Source organism: Rhizobium viscosum, assembly GCF_014873945.1.
GTDB lineage: Bacteria > Pseudomonadota > Alphaproteobacteria > Rhizobiales > Rhizobiaceae > Rhizobium > Rhizobium viscosum.
In genome coordinates, this window is sequence record NZ_JADBEC010000002.1 from 2,154,162 (window position 1) to 2,180,938 (window position 26,777).

The following is a 26,777-nucleotide window of genomic DNA, read 5'->3' on the forward strand; positions in this document are numbered from 1 at the left end:
ACATTGTGATTTGTTGATTTTCACGGTTTTTGTGTTATTTTGTTGCTGATCAGGATTGAGAAGAATGAAACGGGAAGAACGCCAGCAGCTGATCGTCAATCTGCTTGTCGAGGGCAAGACCGTCGAAGTGGATGATCTTGCTGAACGTTTTTCCGTTTCGAAGATGACCATTCACCGCGATCTCGACGATCTCGAGCAGGCGGGTGTGCTGCGCAAGGTACGCGGTGGCGCGACGATCGATGCCGGAACGCAATTCGAGAGTGATTTTCGCATTCGCGAGCGTCAGGGCGGGGAAGCCAAGGTTGCGATGGCGCAAGAAGCGCTGGCCATTGTCGAACCGGGCATGACGGTCATGGTCAATGACGGATCGATGGCTGCGGTTCTCGGCGAGATGCTGTTGCGTAAGCGACCGCTGACGGTGATCACCAACAATGCGGCGATCATGGAACGGCTGAAGGGCGAGAACGGTATCACCCTGATTGCGCTCGGAGGCATCTATTCCGCGAAGTTCAACGCCTATCTCGGGGTTGTGACGGAGGAAGCGCTGTCGCGTCTGAGGGCTGATATCGCTTTCATTTCGACGCCCGCGGTCGGCGGCAGGCTCGCCTATCACATGGACGACAATGTCGTTCGCGCCAAGCGGGCGATGATCTCGTCTTCGGCCAGGAGCTGCCTACTGGTCAACCACCAGCGGATCGGCCACACGGCGCTGCATGTCATGGCGGATCTGACTGATTTCGACACTGTTATCACCGACAGCGCACCATCTGCCGCTGTTCTCGACGAATTCGATCGGGCGGGTATCAAGCTCACCATCGCTCCAGCACAGGATCAGGCATGACGGAGAAACCACGCTTCTGGATTGGCACCAGCTGGAAGATGAACAAGACGCTCGCGGAGGCCGAGCATTTCGCCCGCGGCCTCGAGGCGGCCGATGCTATACGCGATCCGATGATCCAGCGCTTCGTGATACCGCCGTTTACCGCCGTACGGGAGGTCAAGCGCATGCTTGCAAAGACCTCCGTTAAGGTCGGTGCGCAGAACATGCATTGGGCGGATCAGGGCGCCTGGACGGGCGAAATCTCCCCTTTGATGCTGAAGGATTGTGATCTCGATATCGTGGAGCTCGGGCATTCCGAGCGGCGCGAGTTTTTCGGAGAGACGGATGAGACCGTCGGGCTGAAGACGGAGGCGGCGGTTCGGCATGGCCTGATCCCGCTCATCTGCATCGGCGAAACCCTTGCTGATCGGGAGAGCGGAAAAGCCGCGGAGATCCTCGCAGTCCAGGTCCGCGGGGCGCTGTCGAAGCTGTCCGACGAACAGAAATCGGCGGAAATCCTGCTTGCATACGAGCCTGTCTGGGCGATCGGCGAAAGAGGCATTCCGGCAACGGCTGACTATGCCGATGCCCGCCAGGCTGAGATCATTGCGGTCGCCGAAGCCGTACTCGGGCGAAAAATTCCCTGCCTCTACGGCGGGTCGGTCAATCCGCAGAACTGCGAGGAATTGATTTTGAGCCCGCATATCGACGGACTCTTCATCGGCCGTTCCGCCTGGAACGTCGAGGGCTATCTCGACATCCTCGCGAAATGTGCCGCCAAACTCCAAGGAGAAAAAAGATGAAGCTTGCAATTGCTGGAGACAGTGCCGGAGAAGGTCTCGCCAAGGTGCTCGCCGAACACCTCAAGGATCGGTTTGATGTCCATGAGGTGTCGCGCATCAACGACGGGCTCGATCCGTTCTATGCCAACCTTTCGGATCGCGTTGCCTCGGGCGTGATCGACGGCACCTATGACAAGGCAATCCTGGTCTGCGGTACCGGCATCGGCGTCTGCATTTCGGCCAACAAGGTGCCCGGCATCCGTGCTGCCCTAACGCACGACACGTACTCGGCCGAGCGTGCCGCTCTTTCCAACAACGCGCAGATCATCACGATGGGCGCGCGCGTCATTGGGCCTGAGCTTGCGAAGTCGATCGCTGACGCATTTCTTGCTCAGACATTCGACCAGAACGGCCGTTCAGCCGGCAATGTCTCGGCGATCGATGAACTCGACGCAAAATACAACGCGCGTTGAAAGCGGGACGCAAGCGACCGGCTTCCCGCCGGTCGCTTCGACCTTTTTTCCGGTCGGCATCTTCTCGCCGTAGGAGAGATCCTCGCTGATCTCCAACGCGTCATGCTCGGCCCAAAGTCTCGCCCGGGGCCTAAGCCGGTTTCTCATGAATGACGGCATGTCTAAACGCGTCGCAGATGACGCGATGACCGGCATCATTGGGGTGCGTTAGATCGGGCGACGCCAGTGAGCCATCGCCACATGCTTTCATCCGTTCGTAGATAGGCGCATAGAAGATGCGAAAAGCCTGCGCCAGTTCTTGCACGGCCCGGACATAGACTTCAAAGCCCAGGCGTGTCTGGCCGGTAAAGCCGGCGCTTCCAACTGAGAAACCGCTGTCGGGAATATAGGGCGGACTGCCGATCGCAAGCCTTTCCGCATGGCCCGCTTCGATCAGTTTCTCCAGCATATTTGCATAGTCACGACTGAAGCTCCTCGCGTTCATGCTGTCAGGTGCGGCCGTGTAGCGGGCGTCGTTATAGCCATAGAGGATGAGGATCGCGTCGCGATGCGGGGCATCGAGCAGGGCGCCGGCAAACCTGCTGACGCCGTTGTCTGCTCGCGCTTTTCCATCGGCAAGCGCCGATGCCTGCAGCACCGTCCCTGGGATCGCATGATTGCGGAGCGACAATGCACCCAGCTTGGCCGCAAACAGCGCCGGCCAGGCCAGATCCGGATGGCTGGCATTGAACCCGGCGGTGATGCTGTCGCCGAATACGCGGATTCCGGAAAACCTCAGCGATTTCAGATGCTCTGCAAATGTCATCGATCGACTCACATTTTCGCGCTTGACAGCAATCGGTCAAATCCTGTTTATACGTATTAGCTGCTAATACGCATTAGCAGTCAAGAGGAGATATGGAGGATGCGGCGTGGCGAGCACTAAGCGCTTGACTCAGCACGATATTGCGAAATTGGCGGGCGTTAGCCAGGCAACCGTTTCGCTTGTGTTGAACGGTGCGCCGACGGCCCTGGCTCGTATTCCCCAGGAAACCCGTGAGCGCGTCCAGCAGGTCATCCGCACGACAGGCTATGTGGCCGATCCGATCGCCCGGCGGATGGCCAAGGGTCTCAATCGCATCCTCGGCGTCTTCACGTACGAACCGGCCTTTCCGAGCGAGCAGGCGGACTTTTTTGCGCCCTTCCTGCTCGGTATCGAGGAAGAGGCGCAGGCGCAGAATTATGACCTGCTGCTGTTGACCGGCGCCGGCGTCGGCCGTGAGCGCAAGATTTTTGCCGACGGCAACCGGCTGAGGATCGCCGATGGCTGCCTCGTTCTCGGCCGTGAATTCGATCGGGCCGAGCTGAAACGGCTTGTAACAGGCGATTACCCCTTCGTGGCGATCGGCCGACGTGAGGACGCAGGCGGACCCGTTCCTTACGTCGGCGGCGATTATGCCAGCGCCACGCGGGCGCTGGTCGAAAAGGCGCGCTCTCTCGGTCATGGCCGGCTGGCCTTCATCGGTCCAAGCGGATCGGCTGAGTCCGTCGTCGACCGCTGGCGCGGTTTTTTGGACGCGATCACCGGAAATGCTGACCTGGTTTTGCATGTGGACGAGGTTGGCCAGGGTGCTGCCGAAACACTTGATGCGATCATAGAGAGCGGCGCGAGCGCTGTTTTTTTCGTCGAATTGGCGGATGCGGTCCGTGTCGAAGCGGCTGCGCGCGAGCGCGGCCTGTCCATTCCGGGCGACTTCTCTGCCGTGGTGCTCGGCAGTCATGTGCGGGCCGAGCGTAGCCATGTGCAGTTCACCTCCTTCAACATTCCTCGCGAGGAAATGGGGCGTCAGGCGACCGCAATGCTGGTGCGCCGCATCGAAGATGCCTCTCCCGTCGAACAAATTCTTCTGACCTGCGAACCCGTCGAGGGGCAAACCCTCGGACCAGCCAAGAAACGGACCTGAGAGCGTGACAGACATGGCGGCAAAAGAGATGCGAGCGGATATTCTGGTGGTTGGCGGCGGCCTTGGCGGCGTGGCGGCAGCACTTGGCGCATGCCGCGCCGGCAAGAGCGTCATCATGACCGAGGAATTCGACTGGATCGGCGGCCAGCTGACCAGCCAAGGCGTGCCTTCCGACGAACATACCTGGGTCGAGCAATTTGGCATCACACGCTCTTACCGCAAGCTGCGCAATGGTGTGCGGCAATATTATCGCGACAATTATCCGCTGACCGAGGGCGCCCGCGCCTGGGGCGATCTCAATCCCGGCGGCGGCTGGGTGAGCCGCATCTGCGCCGAGCCGCGCGTCAGCCTGGCGGTCATGGAAGCGATGCTGATGCCCTATCGCGGTGCCGGCCGCCTTAGGGTGTTGCAGCCCTATCGTCCGGTCGCCGCTGATGTCGACGGCGACACCGTACGCTCCGTTACCGTCCGCCATCGCGATACCAACCGTGAGGTCGTCATCACGGCCGATTATATCCTCGATGCCACCGAGCTCGGCGATCTCTTGCCGATGACCCGCACGGATTACGCAAAAGGCTTCGAGGCGCAATCCGATACGGGAGAGCCGAGCGCGCCCTCGGAGGCGCAGCCCGACAATGTCCAGGCCGTGTCGATCTGCTTCGCAGTCGATTGCGTGGATGGCGACCAGACGATCGACAAGCCCGAGAATTACGACTACTGGCGCAAGTACCAGCCGCATTTCTGGGGCGGGCCGTTGCTCGGCTTCACCGCGCCGCACCCGCGCACGCTGGAATTCACTACGCGCAGCTTCACGCCCAATGTCGACGACGACCCACTGCTCGTCGATGCCGATCAGCGCAAGGGCGGCGGCGATGAAAACCTCTGGCTCTTCCGCCGTATTGCGGCGCGAGGCAATTTTCAGCCCGGCTTCTACCAGTCCGACATCTGTTTCGTGAACTGGCCGATGATCGACTACATGGACGGAACGATCATCGACGTTTCGGAGGACGACAAGGCACTGCACCTGAGGGCGGCCGCCGATCTTTCCTATTCTGTCTTCTACTGGCTGCAGACCGAGGCGCCGCGCATCGATGGCGGGCAGGGTTACCGCGGCTTGCGGCTTCGTGGTGACATCACCGGCACCGAGCATGGTCTCGCCATGGCGCCCTATATCCGCGAGAGCCGCCGCATCAAGCCCGTCACCCGTATCACTGAGCAGGACCTCTCCTATGAGGTTCGCGGCGGCAAGGGCGCGGTCAGCTATCGCGACAGCATCGGCATCGGCATGTACCGCATCGACCTGCACCCCTCGACCGGTGGCGATAACTACATCGACGTGCCGTCCTGCCCCTTCGAGATTCCGCTTGGCGCCCTGCTGCCACAGCGCATGACGAACCTGATTGCGGCCGGCAAGAATATCGGCACCACCCATATCACCAATGGATGTTACCGCCTGCATCCGGTCGAATGGAATATCGGCGAGGCGGCCGGCATGCTGGCCGCCCACTGCCTCGACAAGGGGCTGAAACCTCACCAGGTCCAGGAAAACGACACGCATCTCCACGACTTCCAGAAGGATCTTGTGCGGGAAGGCATCGAGATCCGCTGGCCGGTCATCGCGGCCTACTGAGCAGCCATCAGTGCAACCCATCTTTGGAGGAGGAACGGGAATGAACAAGAACACGACACTGAAATCCGTGCTGGTGGCGCTCGCGCTCACCGTGCCGCTCGCCTGCGGCGGCATTGCCAATGCGCAGGACGCCGTCAATCTGCGCATGACCATCTGGAGCGCGGCAGAAGCACATCTGAAGCTTTTCAACGAGATTGCTGCCGGCTTCAAGAAGGATCATCCGAACGTCACTGTAACCTTCGAGTCGCTGCCGTTCGACACCTATACGACGGCTCTCACCACCCAGATCGCCGGCGGCAATGCGCCTGATATGGCCTGGATCTTCGAGACGGCCGCTTATGACTTCGTCAATTCCGGTGCGCTTTATCCGCTTACCGATACGCTGAAGGCGACGCAGGGATACAATCTCGACGAGGTGAGCACGACTGCCACGGAGCGCTGGCAGAAAGACGGTACGCTCTATGCCTACCCCTTTTCCACGTCGCCCTTTGCGGTTTTCGTCAACAATGACCTGATCAAGACGGCCGGTGCCAAGACACCTGCCGAGCTGATCGCCGCCGGCGAATGGACCTGGGACAACGCGATCGCGACAGCTTCGGCCGTCGGCCAGAAGGGCAAGGGCGGCCTGATCGTGCGCGATTTCAACTACCAGATCTGGCAGAACCTCACTTCGATCTGGAACGGCTTCGGTGCGGCACCCTGGAGTGCTGACGGTAAAACCTGCACGATGACCGAAAAGCCGATGGTCGATGCGCTCACTTTCATCCATGACGCGATCTTCAACAAGAAAGCGATCCCCGGTCCCGGCGAAAACGTCGATTTCTTCGCCGGTAATGCGGCGATGACCATCACCCAGATCAGCCGCGCATCGCTCCTGCCGAAGGACAAGCCCTTCTCCTGGGATCTCGTGCCGCTGCCGAAGGGGCCGGCCGGCGACTATGCGCTGATCGGCCAGGCAGGTATCGGCGTCATGCAATCGGGCAAGAATGCCAAGACGGCCGCCGAATTCGTCGCCTATATGACGAACCCGGAAAATTCGGCCAAGCTCAGCCAGTTCTTTCCTTCAGCCCGCAAGTCCCTGCTGAACGCCGAGGTGCTGAAAAAGACCAATCCGCTGCTCAGCAAAGAACAGATCGACAAGGTCGTCATCGCGGGCATCGCGACCGGCAAGGTCATCCCCGGCCATACCGGCTTTGCCCAGATCCAGCAGATCGTCCGCTCCGGCCTCGACGCCGTCTGGCGTTCGGATGCCGATGTTGCCGGCGCGCTTAAGACGATTTGCGGGCAGATCGGCCCGCTGCTCAAGCGCTGAGGGGACGAGAGATGGCTGTCGCACAGGACAACGCAACACTGGAAGGCCGCTCGTCGTCGCCGTTCTGGACGGTTGCGCGGCGTGACAGCCTCGCCGGCTTCCTCTTCATCGCGCCGCAACTGATAGGGATCACCATCTTCGTGCTGATCCCGCTCGGTCTGGTCTTCTGGTATTCGCTGCATGAGTGGAACGTGCTCGCCAATACCTTCACCTATACCGGCATGCAGAACTACCAGATGCTGATGGAAGATCCGAACCTGCTGCAGGTGCTGGGGTCGACCGCAATCTTCTCCGCCGGGCTCGTGGTTTTCAACCTGTCGCTGGCTTTGTTGCTCGCGGTCCTTTTGAACCAGAAGCTTGCAGGCATCACGGTCTTCCGGACGCTGTTCTTCTCGCCTGTTGTCGTGTCGCTGGTGGCCTGGACGATCGTCTGGGGATTTCTTCTGCAGAAGAATGGCGGCATCAACGGCATGCTGCTGCTGTTTGGCCTCGAGGGTCCGAACTGGCTGCGCGGCGAGACCACCGCGATGATCTCGGTCATCGTCGTCCAGGTGTTCAAGAATGTCGGCCTCAATATGATCCTGTTTCTTGCGGCCCTCCAGGGTGTGCCGAACGAGCTCTATGAGGCGGCCCGCATCGATGGTGCGCCGCGTTTCAAGCAGTTCCGCCGCATTACTTTGCCGCTGATAAGCCCGACCATCCTGCTCACCTCGATCATTACCATCGTCGGATCGCTGCAGGTTTTCGCGCAAATTGCGGTGCTCACACAGGGTGGGCCGGGCCTCTCGACGACGGTGCTCGTCTATTACCTCTACCAGCAAGCCTTCCAGTTCCATTTCTTCGGCTACGGTTCGACGCTTTCGATCCTGCTCTTCCTGATCGTCGCCGTCCTGACCTTCGCCCAATGGCAATTGCGCAAGAGGATCGTGTTCTATGAAAGCTGAGATCTCCCCGCGCATGAAGGTCATTTTATACGGGCTGATGTGCGTGCTTCTCATCCCATTCGTTTTTCCGACCTGGTGGATGGTCACGTCTTCGGTGAAGCCGATCAGCGACATCTTCGCCTTTCCGCCGCAACTTTTCCCGCAGAGCTATGACTGGACGACCTATAGCAAGGTCTTCGAGCTGCAGCCTTTCGTGAAGCAATACTGGAACTCGGCCTATATTGCTGCGGTCGTCACTGTTGGCACGATGATCGTTTCGTCGATGGCCGGCTACGCCTTCGCGCGTATCAAGTTCCCGTTCGCCAACACAATCTTCATGATCGTTCTGCTCGGCCTTTTGATCCCCTCCGAAGTGACGATCGTGCCGCTCTTCCAGATGTTTCTGAAGGCCGGCATGGTCAACACGCATTGGCCGCTGGTGCTGGTGCCGATCTTTGGTGCGCCGAGCGTCTTTGCGACTTTCGTCATGCGGCAGTTCTTCGTGACCCTGCCGGTCGAACTGGAGGAGGCCGCCCGGGTCGATGGCCTCGGCCGTTTCAAAATCTTCCGCAAGATCGCCCTCCCGCTTGCAAGACCAGCGCTTGCCTCGGTGGCGATCTTTACCTTCCTGCATTCATGGAACCTCTATCTCGAACCGATAGTATTCCTGTCGAGCGCGGACAAGTTCACTCTGCCCCAGGCGCTCACCCAATATACCGACGCCTATGGCGGGCCGATGTGGAACATCCAGCTCGCTGCAGCAACACTGACGGCCCTGCCCGTTCTCATCGTTTTCATCATCGCGCAGAAGCAATTCGTCGAAGGCCTCGCGCATACCGGCCTCAAGGGCTGAAGAACCGGATTTCTCCCATGGCTGACGTTACCCTTTCCCGTGTCCGCAAGAGTTATGGTGCGCTCGACATCATTCATGGTGCCGATCTCGGCATCCGCGACGGCGAATTCGTCGTGCTGGTCGGGCCATCCGGCTGCGGCAAGTCCACTTTGCTCAGGATGATCGCCGGGCTCGAGACGATTACCGGCGGGGACATCAGGATCGGCGGGCGGGTGGTCAACGATCTCGATCCGAAAGATCGCGATATCGCCATGGTCTTCCAGAACTACGCGCTCTATCCGCATATGACGGTCGCGACCAATATGGGCTTCTCGCTGGAGCATCGCGGCGCCAGCAAGGCGCAGATTGCCGAGCGGGTGAAATGGGCGGCCGATATACTCGGCCTGTCTCAACTTCTCGATCGTTATCCGCGCCAGCTCTCCGGTGGTCAGCGCCAGCGCGTCGCCATGGGCCGGGCGATCGTTCGCAATCCGCAGGTCTTCCTGTTCGACGAGCCATTGTCGAACCTCGACGCCAAACTGCGCGTCGTCATGCGTGGCGAAATCAAGAGCCTGCACCAGAGGCTGAAGACGACCACCATTTATGTCACCCATGACCAGGTCGAGGCGATGACCATGGCCGACAAGATCGTCGTGCTGAATGCTGGAAAGGTGGAACAGATCGGCGCTCCGCTCGACCTTTACGACCGGCCCGCCAACCAGTTCGTAGCCGGGTTCATCGGATCACCGTCCATGAACTTCTTGAGCGGCACGATCACCGATAAGGGGTTCGCAGCACCCGGCATTGTCTTGCCACTTCCGCAAACTGCCCCTGCACTGAGCGACCGCAAGCTTGTCTATGGCATCCGGCCCGAGCATTTCTCGCTCGAAGAAGCTGGCGTGCCGGCTGAGATCGTTCTGGTCGAGCCGATGGGGTCGGAAACCCAGGTGACAATGAAACTCGGTGAAACGCAAGTCACCGGCGTCTTTCGTGAGCGCGTATCGATGTCTCCAGGAGCGACAATCCGCGTGCGCCCGGAGCTTTCCGATATCCATCTCTTCGCTGCCGATGGCGGCGAACGTCTGAACTGAGGCTGCTCCATGCCGACCTATCCGGAAACCCGGCTCACAAAGGCGCTGCGCGAGGGGGAGTTTCCTGTCATCGTCTCGCTCGCGCGTCACGATCTCGACCTCGCGAGGGCTGCCATCGATGCAGGTGCGTTCGCGATCAAGGTTCATCTCAACGCCTATCATCGCGCCACCGGCACGACCTTCGGCAGTTTTGCCGATGAGCGCCGGTTTTTCGAGAACCTCGCAACGCTCGGCGTGCCGCTTCTTGTCATGGCGGGACAAGAAAAGGTTCCGAGCCCGCAAGAGATGGAGGCGCTCGCCAATCTCGGCTTCGAGGGTTTCAATATCTATTTCAACGATATGCAGCCGCATCTGCTGCAATCCAGACTACGGCCCATTCCTGCTCTTGGCGAGGCGAGTACGGACGAGGACTTGACGAGCATTCTCGACATTCCCGGCGCGATGATGGAAGCCTCGGTCGCTTCCTTTGCCGACTATGGAAAGCCGCTCGACGAGAGGGATCTTGATCGCTACCGGACCATCGCGGGCAAGGCGGGCATTCCGGTCATCGCGCCAAGCCAGAAGATGTTTGTGCCCGACGATATGCCGAAGCTGAGGGACGCGGGCATTGCTGCCCCTCTGCTCGGCGTTATCGTCACCGGCACGACGCCGGAGAGCATGAGAGCGGCGGTGCAGCCGATCGTTGCGGCAATACGGCGATGAGGCTGAGCGCCGGTGGCCGGGGTTTTACTCCGCGGCCAGCCTCGCCTGGTCATTAGCCTCGACAATCGACCGCAGCACGGAGAGCTCCTCGTCCGTCAGGTTCGTGAGCGGCGCGCGCACGGTGCCCGGATCGCGGCCGATGACCTGCAGCCCCGCCTTGATGATGGAGACGGCGTAGCCCTTCTTCCGGTTGCGCAGCGCGACGAAAGGGAAGAAGAAATCCTTGAGGATCTGGTCGACGGTCTTCTGGTCGCCTGCCCTGAGCGCCTTGTAGAACCGTTGCGAAAGAGCAGGCACGAAGTTGAAGACCGCCGAGGAATAGGTGGTCACGCCTGCGGCAAAATAGGCCTGTGCGTAGACTTCGTGGGTCGGCATGCCGCCGACATAGACGAGCCGGTCGCCGATCTTGGTGGTGATCTCGATGACACGGTCGACGTCGCCAACGCCATCCTTGAAGCCGATGAGATTGGGGCACGCATCGCAAAGCTGAGCGATGCTGTCGGCCGACAGGATCGCGTTGTCCCTGTTATAGACGATCACGCCTATCCCGACCGACTGGCAGACAGCCTTCACATGGGCAACAAGCCCGGCCTGCTCGGCAAACATCAGATAGGGCGGAAGCAGCAATAGGCCATCGGCACCGGCCTTTTCGGCAGCGCGCGCAATATCGATGGCAAGTGAGGTACCATAGCCCGTGCCAGAGATGATCGGCGTTTTGCCTGCGGCAGCCTTGGCAGCGCGAATGACGGAGGGGATTTCGGCCGGATTGAGGGAGAAGAATTCGCCCGTGCCGCCAGCGGCAAAAAGGGCGCTTGCGTCAAAACCGGCAAGCCAGTTCACATGGTCGCGGTATGCGGCTTCATTGAACTTGTTCTCGCTGTCGAAATGCGTCACCGGGAAGGAGAGGAGGCCGTCGCCCACGGCTTTCTTGATGGCGTTGGGATCCATGTTGAATTCCTTGAATAATTGCTGATTGAAGGTGAGCGCCTCGCTCACATGTGACCGGCTTCCATCGCCTCGAGGATTGCGGCGATGTACCCGTAGCAGAAGCTGAAGGCGACGCCCGTCGCGTCGCGGCCGCTGATGCGCGGCACATGGTCCGGCATGACCATGTATTTGTAGCCGACCTCGCGGTAGACCTTCAGCGACCGCACCATGTCCATGTCGCCTTCGTCGGGAAAGGTTTCCATGAAGGAGAGCTTGCCGCCGCTGATGTTGCGGAAGTGCAGATTGAAGATCTTTCCGCGTGTGCCGAACCAGCGGATGATGTCGTCGATCTCCTCGCGCGGATTGTCGAGCATCTCGCCGATCGAACCCTGGCAGAAATTCAGGCCGTGATAGGGGCTCTCGCGCATCTGCACGAATTTTTTCAGCCCATCAACAGTGCCGAGGACACGTGTAACACCACGATAGCCCGGCGGTGTATAGGGATCGTGCGGATGGCAGGCAAGACGCACCTTGTTGCTCTCTGCAACGGGAACCACGCGCTCGAGGAAATAGTCGATGCGCTCCCAGTTCTCATCTTCGGAGAGGACGCCGGCGAGGCCGGGCGCGGCCTGCTGATCGGTCTTTTCCCAGCGAAAGGCCTCGTTTAGAGAACCGCCACGGCCTTTTTCAAGCTCCGTCCGGGGAATGCCGATGAGGTTGAGATTGTATTTCGTGGCGGGGATTCCAGCCTTCGCGCAATTCTCGATCATCCGGCAGACGGCATCGATCTGCCGATCGCGTTCCGGACCAGCTAGCAAAATGTCGGGATAGGAAGCGTTTTCGATCGGTTTGGAGGGCAAGGGCAGCTGGATCATGTCCAGAACGAGACCGAAGCTCTCCACATGATCACGATGGCGCTCGAGATCCTCCAGCGTCCAGCTCGAAGGCGCCCCCGGCGGGTCAGCGGAAATATGCTTTACGCCCAGTTGGGCAAAAACGCGAAAATCATCGTCGTCCCGCGCGGCGACCTGGGTTCCCAAATACACAATTAACCTCCCGATCATTCAAATCATGTCATATGACATAATATGAATTTCAGAAGTTGTCGAGCCTCATTGCTGCTCCGCAAGCATCCGATATCGTCGCTGGCTCGCCATCATATGCGCGCGCATGGCTTGTCTCGCGCGGTCAGGATCCTGCTCGGCGATAGCCGCCAGGATCTCGCCATGCTCTGCATGAACCTTTTCGAGGTAGGCGCGGTCATTGGCCTCAGGCAGGGTCGGGAACTGGCCGCGGGGGATCGCGCGCGGCCCGAAATGACGCAGGGCGTCGATGTAGAATCTGTTGTTCGAAGCCTTGGCTATGGCGGTGTGGAATTCATAATCGGCCTCCACCGTGGGCTCACCGCTCTCGATGAGCTGGGCCATTTTTCGGTTGGCGAGCCGAATTGCCGCTTCCTGTTCGGCCGTTCTGCGATAGGCCGCAATAGCGGCGGCTTCCCCTTCGACCGCCATGCGAAACTCCAGCAATTCCAGTGTTTCCGGAATGCTTTTGACCTCAACCGGCGTCAGGACAAGCCTGGCATGCATGTTGGGATCGGACACGAACACACCCTTGCCCTGAACGGGGCGGACGAATCCGGCCGCGCGCAGATCTGCAATCGCTTCCCGCACAACCGTGCGACTGACGCCGAACGCTGCCTCGAGCTGCGGTTCGGTTGGAAGCTGATCCCCCTCACGAAGTTTTCCCGTTTCGATCTGCATGCGCAGCTGGTCGATGACCTGCTGCGCCAAACGCTGTCTGCTACGCGTGCCGGCCGCCATTTCGTTGTTCCCCATTTTCTCATCCTCGCCCGATGGCACTTGCAAACTTCTTTGAAAAATCATAATACGACATACGGACGACATATTATGTCTTGTATAGTAACTCAGGGAGGAGTTGCAATGAAGCATTTTTCCAGAAGCCTGTTTGTTGGCGTCGCATTGTGTGCGCTGACCTTAGCGGCGCCGGCACTTCGGGCGGCCACGCCTGCCGATCAGCTGGTGATCGGCACCTCGCTCGCCCAGGTTCTTTCGCTGGACCCGCAGCAGGCGACGGAAGCCAAGGCCAACGAAATCATGTCGAACCTCTACGATCGCTTGGTTGCCTCGACGCCTGACGGCAAGATCGTGCCGCAGCTTGCTGAAAGCTGGCAGGTCGATGACAAAGGGATCACCTTCAAGCTGCGAGACGCGACCTTCGCCTCCGGAAATCCTGTGACGTCCAAGGACGTCGCCTATTCGCTCGGCCGTTTGTTGAAGCTCGATCAGGCCGCAGCCGCCAACCTGAAGCGCGTCGGCTATACGAAAGACAATATCGATCAGCTGGTCAAAGCCGTCGACGACAAGACCGTGCGCATCGATCTCTCCGGTGAGGTGACTTCGGAGCTTCTGCTTTATCGTCTGGCGATGGTCGTTGCGAGCGTCGTCGACAGTGTCGAAGTCCAGAAGCATGTCGCCAATGACGACTATGGCAACGCCTGGCTGCGCACCCATTCGGCCGGCTCCGGACCCTTCACGCTGAACCGCTGGACGCCCAACGAACTCGTCATTCTCGACGCCAACAAGGACTATGTCTCCGGCGCTCCGAAGATGCGCCGTGTCATCGTCCGTCATGTTCCCGAAAGCCAGGTCGAGCGCCTGATGCTGGAACGCGGCGACATCGACATAGCGAGCGCGCTGACTGCGTCGGATCTCGCCACCTTCGACAACAAGAAGGGCTTCGAGATCCAGCGTGTGCCCACCGGCGGTTTCTATGTGCTGTCGATGAATGCCGGCAACAAATATCTGTCGAACCCGAAGGTGCGCGAAGCGATTGCCTATGGCATCGACTACAAGGGGATCGAGAAGACGATCATGGGTCCCTACGGGCGGGCGCGTACCGTGCCGGTCCCGGAAAACTTCGAATACGCGATCCCAAGCCCCGACTGGCACCTTGATGTCGCCAAGGCGAAGGAACTTCTCGCCGAGGCCGGTTTCAAGGACGGTTTCACCGTCAATCTGAAGACCATCGCGCAGACGCCCCGCATCGATCTTGCCACCGCGATCCAGGCTTCGCTTGCTCAGATCGGCATCAAGGTCGACATTCAACAGGGCAATGGATCGGACATCATCGCGGCCCACCGTGCGAGAAATTTCGACCTGCTCATTCCTCAGACCGGCTCCTACATGCCGAACGTGCTTGGGGCGATGGAGCAGTTCGCCTCCAATCCCGATAATTCTCTCGAGGCAAACAATGCCGGCAACTTCGTCTGGCGCTCGGCCTGGGACATTCCCGAACTGACAGCTCTGACGGCGAAGGCATCGCTCGAACGCGATCCGAAGAGGCGCGGCGAACTCTACGTCGAGATGCAGAAGATGTTCGTGGATCAGAAGCCCGCGGTCTTGCCGATGTTCGAACGGTTCGAGCCCATCGTGCTGAACGACAAGGTTCATGGCTATGTCGGCCATCCGAACCAGACGACGCGCCTTGAGGCCGTCACGAAAGCCGAGACCGATTAAGCAAGGTCGCCGATCATGAAGGAACTCTCCGTCAAGGAACTGGCGCGCCGGGTGACGCACCTGGCCGTCAGCCTGTTCATCCTGCTGTGCGTCACTTTCGTGATCGGCCGTATTCTTCCCGCCGATCCGGTCGGAGCGATCGTCGGCGAACTGGCAGATCCTACCGCCTATGCCGCCATGCGCCAGAAGCTTGGTCTGGATCTGCCGATCTACCAGCAGTTCCTTATCTACTTGAATGGCCTGGCGCATGGCGATTTCGGAACGGCGGTTCTTACGGGCAATCCGGTCTCTTCCGATCTTGCCCAGGCATTTCCCGCGACTTTCGAGCTCGCCACCCTGGCAATCCTGATCTCGACCTTCGTCGGCGTTCCGCTCGGGCTGACGGCGGCGCTCTTTCGAGACACGTTTATCGACAAGATCGCCCGGATCGTGGCGCTAGTCGGTCATTCGATCCCGGTCTTCTGGTTCGGGATCGTCGGCCTGGTCATCTTCTACGCAGGATTGAACTGGGTTGGAGGTCCCGGCCGTGTCGATGTCTTCTACGAGGGCATGGTGACGCCGCAAACGGGGCTGCTGCTTGTCGACAGCCTGCTGCAGGGAGAAACGGAGATCTTCTGGAACGCGGCTGGTCACATCATCCTGCCGGCCGTCATCCTCGCCTATGCCGCCATGGCCTATATCACCCGCATGACCCGCAGCTTCACTCTTGAGCAATTGAGCCAGGATTACGTGATCGCCGCGCGTGCAAAGGGTGTCGGCCCGGCCCGCACCGTCATCGGTCACGTCCTGCCGAACATCGCCGTTCAGTTGATCACCATCCTGGCTATTTCCTATGGCGGACTGCTGGAAGGCGCCGTCGTGACGGAGATCGTCTTTTCCTGGCCGGGTATCGGTCAATATATGACGAACGCACTGATGATCGGCGACATGAATGCCGTCGTTGCCGCCACCATCATCATCGGCTTCATCTTCATGTTCCTCAATTTCCTGGCGGACATCGCCTATGCGATATTCGATCCACGGACGCGGGAGGCTGCACAATGAGCGATGCAATCCAAACCGACCTCACTGTGCGCCCGCCGAGCCTGTCCGCACGGATCTCAGGTTCAACGATACGGATCGTCTCAAGACTGGGGCAGGAACCACTCGGGATGGCCGGCTTCGTCATTCTGGCGGTGCTTTGCGTCGTCGCGATCCTTGCGCCTTTGCTTGCGCCCTATGATCCCAACATCCAGGTCCTGTCCGACGCGCTGCAGCCGCCGAGCGCCGCGCATTGGGCGGGCACCGACGAGTTCGGCCGGGATATTCTGAGCCGGCTGATCTACGGAACGCGGATCACCGTCCAGACCGTCCTTTCAATCTCCTTGATCGTTGGTCCGATCGGTCTGCTGATCGGTGTTGTCGCCGGCTTCTTCGGAGGTCGCACGGACGCGCTCTTGATGCGGGCAACGGATATCGTCCTGTCCTTTCCCTCGCTGATCCTGGCGCTGGCATTCGCCGCCGCACTCGGAGCCGGGCTGACGACGGCAATCATCGCCATTTCACTCACCGCATGGCCGCCCATTGCGCGCCTGGCACGCGCCGAGGCGCTGGTGGTCAGGAACGCGGACTATGTGGCTGCGGCCCGCCTCTATGGCGCTTCGCCCTTGCGCATCCTGTTCGTGTATATCGCTCCCATGTGCATTCCGTCGGTGATCGTACGCCTGACCTTGAACATGGCAGGCATCATTCTGACGGCCGCCTCACTGGGCTTTCTTGGATTGGGCGCGCAGCCGCCCGCACCCGAATGGGGTGCCATGATATCGAGCGGGCGCAAGTTCATGCTCGACTATTGGTGGGTTGCAGTGATGCCGGGTGTTGCCATTCTGATCACGAGCCTTGCCTTCAACGTCGCAGGCGACGCGCTTCGCGACATTCTGGATCCCCGTCATGCCAGGTCCTGATATGAAGCCAGTCCTCTCCGTCGAAGACCTCAACGTCAGCTTCGGCAGAAATGCCGTGCCTGCCGTTTCCCATGTCAGTTTCGACGTCGGGCGCGAGCGCGTCGGCATCGTCGGCGAATCCGGTTCGGGAAAGTCGACGACCGGCCGAGCCATCATGCGTCTTCTGTCGGCAGGCGCCACCGTCTCGGCAAAGCGTCTCGACGTCGACGGAAATCCGCTTCTTTCGCTGTCGGAGCGGCAGATGGGAAAGATCCGCGGCAAGGATATTGCACTCATCATGCAGGACCCCCGCTATTCGCTCAATCCGGTGCTGACAGTCGGCAAGCAGATCGCCGAAGCGGCTCGCCTCCATCTCAACCTGCGTGGTGCGGCGGCGACCACGGCGGCTAAAGCAATGCTCGAGCGCGTTCGCATCAGGGACGCCGAGCGCGTGATGGCGCAGTATCCGCATCAGATATCTGGCGGCATGGGTCAGCGTGTCATGATTGCGATGATGCTGCTCGCCAAGCCGAAGCTCGTCATCGCCGACGAACCGACCTCGGCGCTGGATGTCAGCGTGCGCAAGGACGTGTTGACGCTACTGGACGAACTCGTCCGGGAGAACGATTCCGGCCTGCTGCTGATCAGCCACGATATCCGCATGGTCTCCGCCTTCTGTGAGCGAATTATCGTCATGTACGCGGGGCGCATCGTCGAGACGCTGACGCGGCTGGAAGATGCGAGCCATCCCTATACGAAGGGGCTGATCGCCGCGATGCCGGATCCGCGCCACCCCGTCCGGCGGCTTGCAGTTCTTGATCGCTCGAAGATCGACCTGGAGAGAGCATGATGATCGAAGTCCGCGACCTCAATGTCACATTCTCGTCCGGCAAACGGCAAAACCATGTTGTCAGGGATATCAGTTTCAGCGTCGCGCGTGGGGAAACTCTGGGTATCGTCGGCGAATCCGGTTGTGGCAAGTCTACTGTCCTGCGATGCCTGTCAGGCATGGAAAAGGGCTGGTCCGGCGAAATCGCGCTCGCCGGTCGCACTGTCGGCAAATCGAGAAGCCTCGACGACCTCAAATGCGCGCAGATGGTGTTTCAGGACCCTTATGGCTCGCTGCATCCGCGCCACCGGATCGGCACAGCACTTGCCGAACCTTTGCGGGCCATGGGCAGACAAGAGATCTGGCGAACCGTCGAGCGTTCTCTGCGCCAGGTCGGCCTGCCGGCCGCATTTGCAAACCGTTTCCCGCATGAACTCTCCGGCGGCCAGCGCCAGCGTGTCGCAATCGCACGGGCGCTGATCCTGGCCCCACCGATCCTGCTCCTCGATGAGCCGACTTCAGCGCTCGATGTGTCGATACAGGCGGAAATCCTGAACCTGCTGGCGGACCAGCGCGACGAGATGGGGCTGACCTACGTGCTTGTCAGTCACGATCTGGCGGTGATCGCGCATATGTGCGATCGCGTGCTGATCATGCAGGATGGCCGGTTCGTCGACGAGCTCTCGAAACGGGATCTGCAGGATGGAAAAACGCACGACGATTATGCGCGCGAGCTATTCGAAGCGACTTTCATCTGACGCTCGCATTTGCGACGACCCCACCGTAGGCGTTGGGGCGCCTCGTGCCCCTGTGGGTGCTGGCGCCATGCGGATCTTCCAGATATCACTTTTGGACTTCTGACTCATAGATCGACCGCAGCTGATCGATGTGTGGCGCGCCGCGACGCGGTAACCTCGGTGTAAAAATGCAGGATGTTGGCGACGCCTGCCGTTCGGGAGAAAGGCTCCATGTCGTAGTCCACACGCGCCAAACGGCTGCCGGCGTCGAATCGAAACATATCCGCCAGAGCTTCTAACAGGCTTTCGATGGAACCCGGTTCAACGAAGCGCACCGGGTGGTCGCGCAGATATTCTGACGGTCCTTCCGTCGCTGTAGCGACGACCGGCAATCCCTCATGCATCGCCTCGAGAATGGCGAGTCCCGCCGATTCTTCGCGTGACGGCGAGACGAAGAGATCCAGATTGCGCAGGAACCCCGGCACATTGTTGCAATGGCCGAGCAGATGGATGCGGTTGTCGCCCGTGGCAAGCTTTTCCAGCGCAGGGCGCTGCGGTCCATCGCCTGCGATCACTAGGGCAGCGTTCGCGGGTGCGGCTCGCATAAACGCCGATATCAGAACGTCGTTTCCCTTGCTGGGATGAAGGCGGCCGACCGCGCCGACGAGCCGCGTTTCAGCCGGGACATTCAACTCGGAACGCAGATCCCAAGTCCAGCCCTGCTTGATCTCCGGTAACCAGTTCCAGACCAGGCCCGAATGTCCGCGATAGGCACCGAGGCGTGGCAACTGGGCTCGGTTCACGCAAATCACCCCGTCGAGCCGCGCATGCTGCTTGGCTTTGAACCCGACATGCAAGGTCGCAACCCTGGTGACGGTGTCGGGAACAGTCGCAAGCGCCTTGCAGCCCGAGCTCAGATGACCGTGAGCTACGTCGATGCCTGCCATGGCAATCAGCCGTCGCAGGCGCATGCGCCGCAGAAACGGTGTCGTGAAGCGGTGAAGGACGACCTGCCGGTTGACAAGTTCGGCGAGCGGGAGGCCGCGCGGCACGACAAGGTGGACCTCGTGCCCGAGGGCGGCTTGTCCGTTGGCAAGATCGATGCAGTATCGCTCTGATCCTGCAAGTTCGGACGCAAACAGCACATGCAGGATACGTGGTTTTGTTGCGAGCGGCGTGTAAGCGGCTGATTGATCGCCGCCCGCCAGGAATTTCTGAACCTGCTTCACTTTCACGTTCGGGTCGTTGTTGGCCATGATCGCTGTTCCCAATGACAGAACGCGACTACGGCACGCAGCCCGGTGAAAGTGGATAAAGTCTTGTTAAGAGAGATGTCTGTAGTGGATGATCACGCGGAGCCAATGCTTCGCAGGATGACGGTATGCGAACCTAAAACATCTCCCAGGGCCACGACGGCCACATAACACCATTGGACTAGGAAGAGTGTTGTGGCCAGACACGACAACAGATAGTCGTTGGTAGCCGCGCGGCGTTTTCGGCCGGTATCCCGGCGGTCGCGGCTGCCCAGTGCGGCAAGACACGAGCTCATGCAAAGTAGCGTGAGAAACGCGAACTGGACGCAGCTTGCCTCGGCCAGGAAAAGCACGAAAGCGCATATTGCCAAGTTGATCATCTCTCGCCTGACGATCGAAAAAGAAGACCGAGCGCGAGGCCGGTTTTTTGTAAGACGTGTCGGTGAACTATCCGAGGCCGGTTTTCTGGTCATGATCAGTGGTTCCTGGTGGGGAAACCAACTACGGCACAGATTTCCGCGAAGGTGGATGAAGTGATGTTAAGAGGCGTTTCGAGCATGGTGCTCGTTTGACGCGAGGCCCTGTCTCTTGGGGATGATCATCCGTTCCCGAAAGACCGCCTGCCGTCACGATTTCGTTAGCCAGGCGGCACGGTCGACCACGCTTGCCCGCTTTGGCGCTTGCGATCGCTCACACCTTCACAGCTCCCGACGAACGCGTCTCTTGTCGGGAACCCGCGATGACCGGTCCAGCAGGCGGCAGATTGATCTCCACGATCAGCCCATGCGGCGTGGCGTTGGCGAGAGTGAGTGTGCCGGAATGGGCTTGGACAATATCCTGAACGATGGACAACCCGAGACCAAATCCGCCCCGGTCGTTTCGTGCTGAATCCAATTTATAGAAAGGCTCCAGGACATTGGCCTGAAACTCGGCGGGGATACCGGGTCCGTCGTCGGTGACGCGAATGCTGACCGTACGATCTGGCTTGACAAGAAGTTCGACATCCACATGTCCGGCGAATTTCGTGCCGTTGTCGATGAGATTGGCGATCGCACGCTTCAGTGCGTGAGGCTTGCACGGATAGGCGAAACGCTCGGCCCCACGATACGCCACCGAATACCCCATATCGGCAAAGTCACTACAAGCCGTCACGATCATGCTCGGAAGGTCCGCCCTGAGCTGATTCTCCTTCGATATGTCCTTTCGGAGATAGACCAGCGTCTCCTCGACCATCAGTGTCAGGGCGTCAACGTCGGCCAGCAGTGCGCTTCGCAGCGAGGGTTCGCTGGAGCGCTCGGCTCTCAGGCGCAAACGCGTCAGTGGAGTTCTGAGATCGTGGCTGATCGCGCGCAACATGCGCGTGCGCGCATCGATCATGGCACGTATGCGGCTTCGCATGTCGTTCAGCGACTTCGCGAGCGTCCTGACCTCGAGTGAGCCGATCTCCTCGAACGGACGCTCGGCGCCTTTGTCCGGATCGAGATCTTGCGCGGCGCGAGAAAACCGAAGAAGCGGCGAGGCGATCATGCGGCTTCCGTAGAGGGACAGAAGAATAACCGGCACGATGAGTGCCATGGTCGCCAGAAGATCGCTGATCTCGCGATCGGTGATGCGCGAGTCGGGCACGGCGGATGGCGGTGAGAAAGCCAGGGCGCGATCGTGATCAACCGCGACAACGAGTACCTGCGTCAGGTGACCCGTCGCCGTCCTCGAACGAAGTGTGACATCCGTTGTTGGCGAGAGATTGTTTTTTATCTCCAGGCGGAAGTCATCCTCTTCTACCGCCTGTTCGGGGCCATGCAATTCGGCGGCTGGCACTTCTTCTACCTGCAACCCCGTTTTCGCGACCGTGTCGAGGATAGTCGACTTCTGTTCCGTAGTTTCCGCTGCGCGCAACATATCGACCACGAGTTCGATACGCATCGCAACGGACCGCGCCTGGGAGACGCTTTCCGGTTCCTTGATGGTCAGATGCTCGCTGACAATGCCGAGGATCGCAAAAAGCACCACCGGTCCGATCGCGAGCAAGGCAATCTGCCTACGGATCGACCCCGCAAAAAATCGCGCCAGCATCATTCCGCGCTTTCCTGTTGTCACAACCAGTTATCCGGTGAGCTGTGGCGACTTTCAGCCTCGCGGCCCACAAAGTGTCGTTGAACTGCCTGCACGCAGCTCAATCACGTCAACTATGCGCGGTGATGGCCAGCGATGTCACTCGGAGAGATGTTTTTATTTGTTAAGGCGCGGGGCTCCACCCCGTATAAGAAACGACAAGACCCGTCGCAGACATCAGTGTGGCGCCGAGGAGCGCGGCAGTGCCGCGTCAGGGGGGCCGAGGTTCCTCCGGACCCTCTCGAGGAAAGCCTCCCTGTCGAAGAGGGATGATTGGTCCGGGGATGCCGGATCGTGGTTGGGCAGGACAAAGGCCTGGATGTTTATGACCGGGAGGTTGGAGAGGGTTCGGACCTCCCCGATCGCGGACGTAACCGTCACGACGACCCCGCACGGGACAAGCTTCAGCGCAAGCTCCAACTCCGTCCTGCTTGCTGCATTGCTGACGTCGAAGCCACCGCTTCGCAGGACCTCGCTAGCGAGATATGAGCCTCGTTGGCCCGGAATATAGACAAGAACTGAATACAGGTTGGATGGTGGCCTTTCGCCGGTCATCGCTGTTTCCCTTTTGGACACTGACCCCGAAGCTAACCGGTCACGTTTCAAATGTGGGTTTCATTATGTTAAGTCTTGTATCCGAGGGTCTTGTTTCGTCTGGCCTGCCCGTGGGTACAGGCAGCAGTCGGGCTTGCAGCTGTTCCATCTGAAGCTTACGAGATTGCTTGTTGCCGGGGCTACATCGCATCGTTCGCTCTCGGATGGGAGGACGTCCTCGATCGCTTTCACGCACGGCCCGGAGAGTATTACTGCGCGGAAGGCGCAGGACGGCTCCGCAAACCATAGCCAATCCTGTAGAAAAAACGGCCTGCGCTGGTTTGATTTTTTTGCACGATGCGCCTTTCCACCGGGCCGATGCTGTCGAACCATGCCGCGACGCCATCGTCGGAAAGGCTCTCTTCCTTCAGGCCATACATGATCGCCACCCTGCCTTCGTATGGGCGTGCGGCCCCCCAAATGCCGAACATCAGGCCATCTTGTCCGAAGAGGTTCTGGCTCGTGATGTCTGTTAGAACCGTGCGCCCGCTGCGGTAGAAGCCAAGTTCGCTGGCGATACCATAGCTGTCCATGCCGACGAGCATCGGCAAGTAGCCTGTCTCGGCGGCGACCTTGGCCTTAATCTGTTCTGCGGCGGAAACGAACTCCTTCCAGGCGACCGGCAGACCGCGGAGACTGCTCGAATAGCCAATAAACGGCAGCCCGAGCGCCAGGTAATGCAGCAGCAGAGCGAAAGCCAAAGTGCTCGACATGGCACCAACTTTAACAGCGGCCACCAGACGCGGCATGCTGCCATCTTTGATGACTGTCGCGAGGATCCTGGCCATGACCGGCAACAAGGACAGCCAGACCGGACCGGTCCAGTTCATTTTGACCATATGGAACAGACTGAAGACGATAAAGACGGCGAGAGGCACCACCGTAAAGACGGTGAGAAAGGCGTTCGTCCTGCGCAGATCGATCCGGCCGGAGATCCGAACGATCCAGTCTGTCGCAGTACCGGCGAGGAGGAGACCGAGAGGGCCGAGCAAGATTGCGATGAACATCAGGAGGGTTGGGGTTGAAAAGTTGATCTCGTCGGATATCCATCGCTTGGCCCCCTGAAACTGGAACGAGGCCCAGTCGTGGTGGGCATTCCAGGCGATGACCGGTGAAAACAGGGCGGCCGCCAAGCCGGCGCAGATGTAAGGCCACTTTGTCGAAAGCCAGTGCCGGGATCGGGGATCGACGATCAGGAATACGAGCGCTGCAGGCCCAAGCAGGGCGATCGTGTATTTCGACAGCATCCCGAGGCCGATCGAGACGCCGGCGCCAAGCCAGGCTTTGGGGCGGTGTGCGATGATCGCTCGATGCAAGAAATACAATGCTGCCGACCATGCCGCCGTCAGGGGAGCGTCTGGGGTCGTCAATGCCCCAATGGCGAAGAAGAAGGGAAGGACCGACAATAGAAGCAGAGCCAGGAATGCGGACATGCGGCCGAAGAGATTGCTCGTGAACCGGTACATGAAATAAGCAGTGACAAGCCAAGATATTGTCGCGCCAAATCGGACGCCGAATTCGGTATCGCCGAAGAGCGTCGTTCCGAAAGAGATCAGCCACGCGACCATCGGTGGATGGTCAAGATAGCCCCAGGACGGATGCTGAGCATAGGTCCAGTAATAGGCTTCCTGCGGCATGACATCGATCCCGCCCTGATAGAGCAGCCGCAGAACGACGACGTAAGCGACAAGGCCGATGGTCGCCATCTTCCACTGGATCGAGCGTGCAGGAACGGTACGGTCACGGAAGACGTAGAACTCGTTGCCAATGTAACTGACCAAGCCACCGCCGATGATGCCGGTACTCATCACCAGCAACATTGGAAGGCCGAGTCCCCAGGTTGTCGCGATGAAGCCGCCGCGCATTGCCAGCGCCATCACGGCAATGACGATGAACCGCACAAGCTGCATGGCATCCTTCGGGCGGTCCGCGAAGGAAAAGCTGGCATGTCCAAGATAATTACAGACCGTCGCGACGCAGAAACCTGAGATATGAGCGACCATAATGCCTGCGCCGAGCGCCTGTGCAAAAGACACGACCAGAAGATCCAGGAAGAAGCCTGCAATGCCAACCAGTACAAAACGCTGAAATGAGCCTGAGGCCGTGGCTGCCCCGGAAAATCGTGCCAGTTGCCTGAGATAGGCGATGAACTGGCTCGCTCCGATTTTTGAGCTGCCGTGCAGACGCTCGGAAAAAGAGATCGGCACCTCGCAAACATCGAGCCGGTCGCCGCCTGTATAGATGGCCTCAAGTCCGATCTTGAATCCCTCGGTATGGGCGCCGGCGGCCAACAGGCAGGGTCGACGAATGGCGAAAAAGCCCGACAGCGGATCTTTGATTTCCGTAAACGGCGAGGCAAATGCAGCGCCGAGGCGCGAAAGTGCGCGGCGGTGAGCGGCCCAGCCGGTCGTTGTCCCGCCATCGACATAGCGGCTGCCGATCGCCATGTCATGGCGACCTGAAGCGACAGGAGCGACGAGCTGCCGGATCGACGAAGCCGGATGACTTCCGTCGGCGTCCATGACGACGATGGTCGAAAACTTCGCCTGTGCGGCTGCCGACAGCACATCCTTGGCAAGGCCGCCAGCGCGACCATTGCCGATGAGGGAAACCGGATGGTTCGTCTGCCAGAGCGCCACTTTCTCACATGTCCCGTCTGTCGATCCACCGTCCGCCACGATGATCTCGAACTCGAAATGGCCGCGGATGTGATCGACGATCTCGCGGAGTGTGCGGTCGATGTTCTCCGCCTCGTTCAGGGTCGGGAGGATGATCGAGACCGACGCTCGAGCGCTGGCTGTGGCCAATGCCGGAAAGGCGATCGTTTCGGGACGCTCCGTCTTCCGCAGCGGTTCCAGATAGGAAAACATGAATCTCTCCAGGCAATGATTTCAAGCGCCGTCGGTGGGTCGATGACGCAATTGCCTGGGACTAGCGGTTCTGCCGGCGGAGCGGTTTTAAGTGTTGTTAAGGTATGCACCGAATTGTTACGCGCGCAGCCGGATCAAATTGAGCACGCTTGCGAATATCGCGATGCAAGTGCCTGTCGCGGCCTCCGAACATCTGGAGCGCCGCTCCTTATATGAGTGCGTTGAAGAGCGCCTCGGAAACATCTCTTAACAACACAAAATCCATTCCAAAACGATTTCCCCGCACTTTCGCCGCGGTGGCAGCACGACGCGCCACTGAAACGCCGCGGGAGCAAACATTGTCATTTATGGTGAGAAATACTGGCCTGGTTATCGTCGCTTCGCTGGCCGTGCCCCTGTCAATGGGCAGCGCGGCAGAAGCCGCAGATGCGAATGGCTTTGACGATGGCAATCCGGGTACTGTCGCACCCGCGGAATCAATCCGACCCGCCGGCGTCCGCGGCAAGCTTCACGATTGGGAGGTCGTCCTCGGTGCAGGGGCGATATATACCCCGAAATTTGAGGGGTCGAAGGACTACGAGGTCGTCCCTATCCCTTTTATTTCCGCATCATTCTTCAATGATTATGTTCACGTCGGTCCGACCGGCCTGCTCGTCGATCTCTACAAGGTCGACAACATCAAGGTCAGCGCCAAGGGCGGCATCGAATTCGGCCGTGATGAAGACGACAGCGATCATCTGAAGGGACTGGGGGACATCGACACCGGAGCGGTGATCGGCGCCCTCATTTCCTACCAGCTCGGATCGGTCGAACTCAGTGCCGGGATCGACAAGATCATCGGCGGCAGTGATGGTCTCACCGGCACGTTCGGCGCAGAATATTCCCATTTTGCAGGACAGTTTATTTTCTCTGCGGGGGCTTCGGTCACCTGGGCGGACAAGAACTACATGAAATCCTACTTTGGCGTCACTCCGCTGCAGTCGGCAAGGTCTGGCCTCGACGTCTACGACGCGGGAGCTGGCTTCAAGCGTGTCGATCTGACGGCGTCCGTCACCTATTTGGCCTCCGAGAACTGGTTCATTCGCGGCCAGGCCGAACTCGGGATCCTGACCGGTGACGCCAGGAAAAGCCCGATCGTCCAGAAGGAGATCCAGCCATCCGTCATGATGTTCGTTGGCTACAAATTCTGAGGCCGCTCCTCAAACAAGCGGTCTCGATGTCGGCGGGCCGTTGACTGCTGCGAGACCCGCCCCCGTTCTACAGGCCGGTGGCAGTCGCTATCCAAGGTGCTCGATTGGCTTTATCATTCTTCGCGACCTCGGGGGGGGCTCTGGTGACTATTGGGTGGGCCGGTCATTGCCTTAGTGTCTGTGCACCTGCCGCGGTCGACCAGGAAAGGCAGCGCGGAAGCGAAAACCACGTGTAACATGCATTGGCTGACAAGCCTCCATCTGTAGCAGCAACCCTTTAAGTTCGGGCACTGACC

At 59.7% G+C, this 26,777-nt stretch carries 24 protein-coding genes; 16 read left to right on the forward strand and 8 right to left on the reverse strand.

Annotation, left to right across the window (positions count from 1 at the left end):
* Window positions 1-64: 64 nt before the first annotated feature.
* The 3 genes from H4W29_RS30845 to derI are packed head-to-tail and all read left to right on the forward strand — an operon-like array spanning window position 65 to window position 2,075.
* A complete protein-coding gene (locus tag H4W29_RS30845; protein WP_192732551.1) occupies window positions 65-841 on the forward strand; it encodes a DeoR/GlpR family DNA-binding transcription regulator in 777 nt (258 codons plus the stop codon).
* Window positions 838-1,623: a triose-phosphate isomerase gene (locus H4W29_RS30850; RefSeq protein ID WP_192732552.1), complete on the forward strand. Its 786-nt coding sequence runs from the start codon at window positions 838-840 to the stop codon at window positions 1,621-1,623. The genes H4W29_RS30845 and H4W29_RS30850 overlap by 4 nt, the downstream gene beginning before the upstream one ends.
* Window positions 1,620-2,075 carry a D-erythrulose-4-phosphate isomerase gene (derI, locus tag H4W29_RS30855; protein WP_192732553.1) on the forward strand — a complete coding sequence of 152 codons (456 nt, stop codon included), beginning with the start codon at window positions 1,620-1,622 and terminating at the stop codon, window positions 2,073-2,075. The genes H4W29_RS30850 and derI overlap by 4 nt, the downstream gene beginning before the upstream one ends.
* Window positions 2,076-2,205: 130 nt before the next feature.
* Here derI and H4W29_RS30860 read toward each other — a convergent pair whose 3' ends face one another.
* Window positions 2,206-2,880: an SGNH/GDSL hydrolase family protein gene (locus H4W29_RS30860; RefSeq protein ID WP_192732554.1), complete on the reverse strand. Its 675-nt coding sequence runs from the start codon at window positions 2,878-2,880 to the stop codon at window positions 2,206-2,208.
* Between the two features lie 106 nt (window positions 2,881-2,986).
* Between H4W29_RS30860 and H4W29_RS30865 the strand changes: the two genes are divergently transcribed.
* The 7 genes from H4W29_RS30865 to H4W29_RS30895 are packed head-to-tail and all read left to right on the forward strand — an operon-like array spanning window position 2,987 to window position 10,508.
* A complete protein-coding gene (locus H4W29_RS30865; protein ID WP_192732555.1) occupies window positions 2,987-4,018 on the forward strand; it encodes a LacI family DNA-binding transcriptional regulator in 1,032 nt (343 codons plus the stop codon).
* Window positions 4,019-4,046: 28 nt separating this feature from the next.
* A complete protein-coding gene (locus H4W29_RS30870) occupies window positions 4,047-5,648 on the forward strand; it encodes an FAD-dependent oxidoreductase (protein WP_192732863.1) in 1,602 nt (533 codons plus the stop codon).
* A gap of 40 nt (window positions 5,649-5,688) precedes the next feature.
* A complete protein-coding gene (locus H4W29_RS30875; RefSeq protein WP_192732556.1) occupies window positions 5,689-6,960 on the forward strand; it encodes an ABC transporter substrate-binding protein in 1,272 nt (423 codons plus the stop codon).
* 11 nt (window positions 6,961-6,971) lie between these two features.
* On the forward strand, window positions 6,972-7,904 hold the full coding sequence (locus tag H4W29_RS30880; protein WP_192732557.1) for a carbohydrate ABC transporter permease: 933 nt from the start codon (window positions 6,972-6,974) through the stop codon (window positions 7,902-7,904).
* Window positions 7,894-8,736 (forward strand): carbohydrate ABC transporter permease, encoded by an 843-nt coding sequence (locus tag H4W29_RS30885; RefSeq protein WP_192732558.1) that lies wholly within the window; start codon window positions 7,894-7,896, stop codon window positions 8,734-8,736. The genes H4W29_RS30880 and H4W29_RS30885 overlap by 11 nt, the downstream gene beginning before the upstream one ends.
* Before the next feature lie 17 nt (window positions 8,737-8,753).
* The gene (locus H4W29_RS30890) at window positions 8,754-9,806 is read left to right on the forward strand and encodes an ABC transporter ATP-binding protein (RefSeq protein ID WP_192732559.1); all 1,053 of its coding nucleotides are present in this window, start codon (window positions 8,754-8,756) and stop codon (window positions 9,804-9,806) included.
* 9 nt (window positions 9,807-9,815) lie between these two features.
* Window positions 9,816-10,508 carry a hypothetical protein gene (locus H4W29_RS30895; RefSeq protein WP_192732560.1) on the forward strand — a complete coding sequence of 231 codons (693 nt, stop codon included), beginning with the start codon at window positions 9,816-9,818 and terminating at the stop codon, window positions 10,506-10,508.
* 24 nt (window positions 10,509-10,532) lie between these two features.
* On the opposite strand, the gene kdgD is transcribed toward H4W29_RS30895, so the two are convergent.
* The 3 genes from kdgD to H4W29_RS30910 all read right to left on the reverse strand — a co-directional run bounded on the left by kdgD (window position 10,533) and on the right by H4W29_RS30910 (window position 13,258).
* Complete coding sequence (gene kdgD / locus H4W29_RS30900) at window positions 10,533-11,456, reverse strand: 5-dehydro-4-deoxyglucarate dehydratase (protein ID WP_192732561.1); 924 nt, start codon at window positions 11,454-11,456, stop codon at window positions 10,533-10,535.
* Window positions 11,457-11,500: 44 nt separating this feature from the next.
* A complete protein-coding gene (locus H4W29_RS30905; RefSeq protein WP_192732562.1) occupies window positions 11,501-12,481 on the reverse strand; it encodes a mannonate dehydratase in 981 nt (326 codons plus the stop codon).
* A 66-nt stretch (window positions 12,482-12,547) separates the two neighbouring features.
* Window positions 12,548-13,258 (reverse strand): FadR/GntR family transcriptional regulator, encoded by a 711-nt coding sequence (locus tag H4W29_RS30910; RefSeq protein WP_192732864.1) that lies wholly within the window; start codon window positions 13,256-13,258, stop codon window positions 12,548-12,550.
* Between the two features lie 120 nt (window positions 13,259-13,378).
* Between H4W29_RS30910 and H4W29_RS30915 the strand changes: the two genes are divergently transcribed.
* Genes H4W29_RS30915 through H4W29_RS30935 form a run of 5 tightly spaced genes read left to right on the forward strand, consistent with a single transcriptional unit; the run spans window position 13,379 to window position 18,483 of the window.
* Window positions 13,379-14,974, forward strand: coding sequence for an ABC transporter substrate-binding protein (locus tag H4W29_RS30915; protein ID WP_192732563.1), 1,596 nt, complete (start codon window positions 13,379-13,381; stop codon window positions 14,972-14,974).
* A 15-nt stretch (window positions 14,975-14,989) separates the two neighbouring features.
* Window positions 14,990-16,018 (forward strand): ABC transporter permease, encoded by a 1,029-nt coding sequence (locus H4W29_RS30920; RefSeq protein WP_192732564.1) that lies wholly within the window; start codon window positions 14,990-14,992, stop codon window positions 16,016-16,018.
* Window positions 16,015-16,917: an ABC transporter permease gene (locus H4W29_RS30925; protein ID WP_192732565.1), complete on the forward strand. Its 903-nt coding sequence runs from the start codon at window positions 16,015-16,017 to the stop codon at window positions 16,915-16,917. The genes H4W29_RS30920 and H4W29_RS30925 overlap by 4 nt, the downstream gene beginning before the upstream one ends.
* Entirely contained in the window at window positions 16,904-17,746 is an 843-nt protein-coding gene (locus tag H4W29_RS30930) for an ABC transporter ATP-binding protein (RefSeq protein WP_192732566.1), read from the forward strand. Before H4W29_RS30925 ends, H4W29_RS30930 begins: the two co-directional genes overlap by 14 nt.
* A complete protein-coding gene (locus tag H4W29_RS30935; protein WP_192732865.1) occupies window positions 17,746-18,483 on the forward strand; it encodes an ABC transporter ATP-binding protein in 738 nt (245 codons plus the stop codon). Before H4W29_RS30930 ends, H4W29_RS30935 begins: the two co-directional genes overlap by 1 nt.
* A gap of 104 nt (window positions 18,484-18,587) precedes the next feature.
* Here H4W29_RS30935 and H4W29_RS30940 read toward each other — a convergent pair whose 3' ends face one another.
* The 4 genes from H4W29_RS30940 to H4W29_RS30955 all read right to left on the reverse strand — a co-directional run bounded on the left by H4W29_RS30940 (window position 18,588) and on the right by H4W29_RS30955 (window position 25,291).
* Window positions 18,588-19,718, reverse strand: coding sequence for a glycosyltransferase (locus H4W29_RS30940; RefSeq protein WP_246517512.1), 1,131 nt, complete (start codon window positions 19,716-19,718; stop codon window positions 18,588-18,590).
* 687 nt (window positions 19,719-20,405) lie between these two features.
* Window positions 20,406-21,638, reverse strand: a complete 1,233-nt coding sequence (locus H4W29_RS30945; RefSeq protein ID WP_210332390.1) for an ATP-binding protein — start codon at window positions 21,636-21,638, stop codon at window positions 20,406-20,408.
* Window positions 21,639-22,004: 366 nt separating this feature from the next.
* Window positions 22,005-22,382, reverse strand: a complete 378-nt coding sequence (locus H4W29_RS30950) for a hypothetical protein (RefSeq protein WP_192732568.1) — start codon at window positions 22,380-22,382, stop codon at window positions 22,005-22,007.
* Between the two features lie 248 nt (window positions 22,383-22,630).
* Entirely contained in the window at window positions 22,631-25,291 is a 2,661-nt protein-coding gene (locus tag H4W29_RS30955) for a glycosyltransferase family 39 protein (RefSeq protein WP_192732569.1), read from the reverse strand.
* A gap of 221 nt (window positions 25,292-25,512) precedes the next feature.
* On the opposite strand from H4W29_RS30955, the gene H4W29_RS30960 reads away from it, so the two are divergent.
* Window positions 25,513-26,481, forward strand: a complete 969-nt coding sequence (locus H4W29_RS30960) for a MipA/OmpV family protein (RefSeq protein ID WP_246517514.1) — start codon at window positions 25,513-25,515, stop codon at window positions 26,479-26,481.
* Window positions 26,482-26,777: the final 296 nt, after the last annotated feature.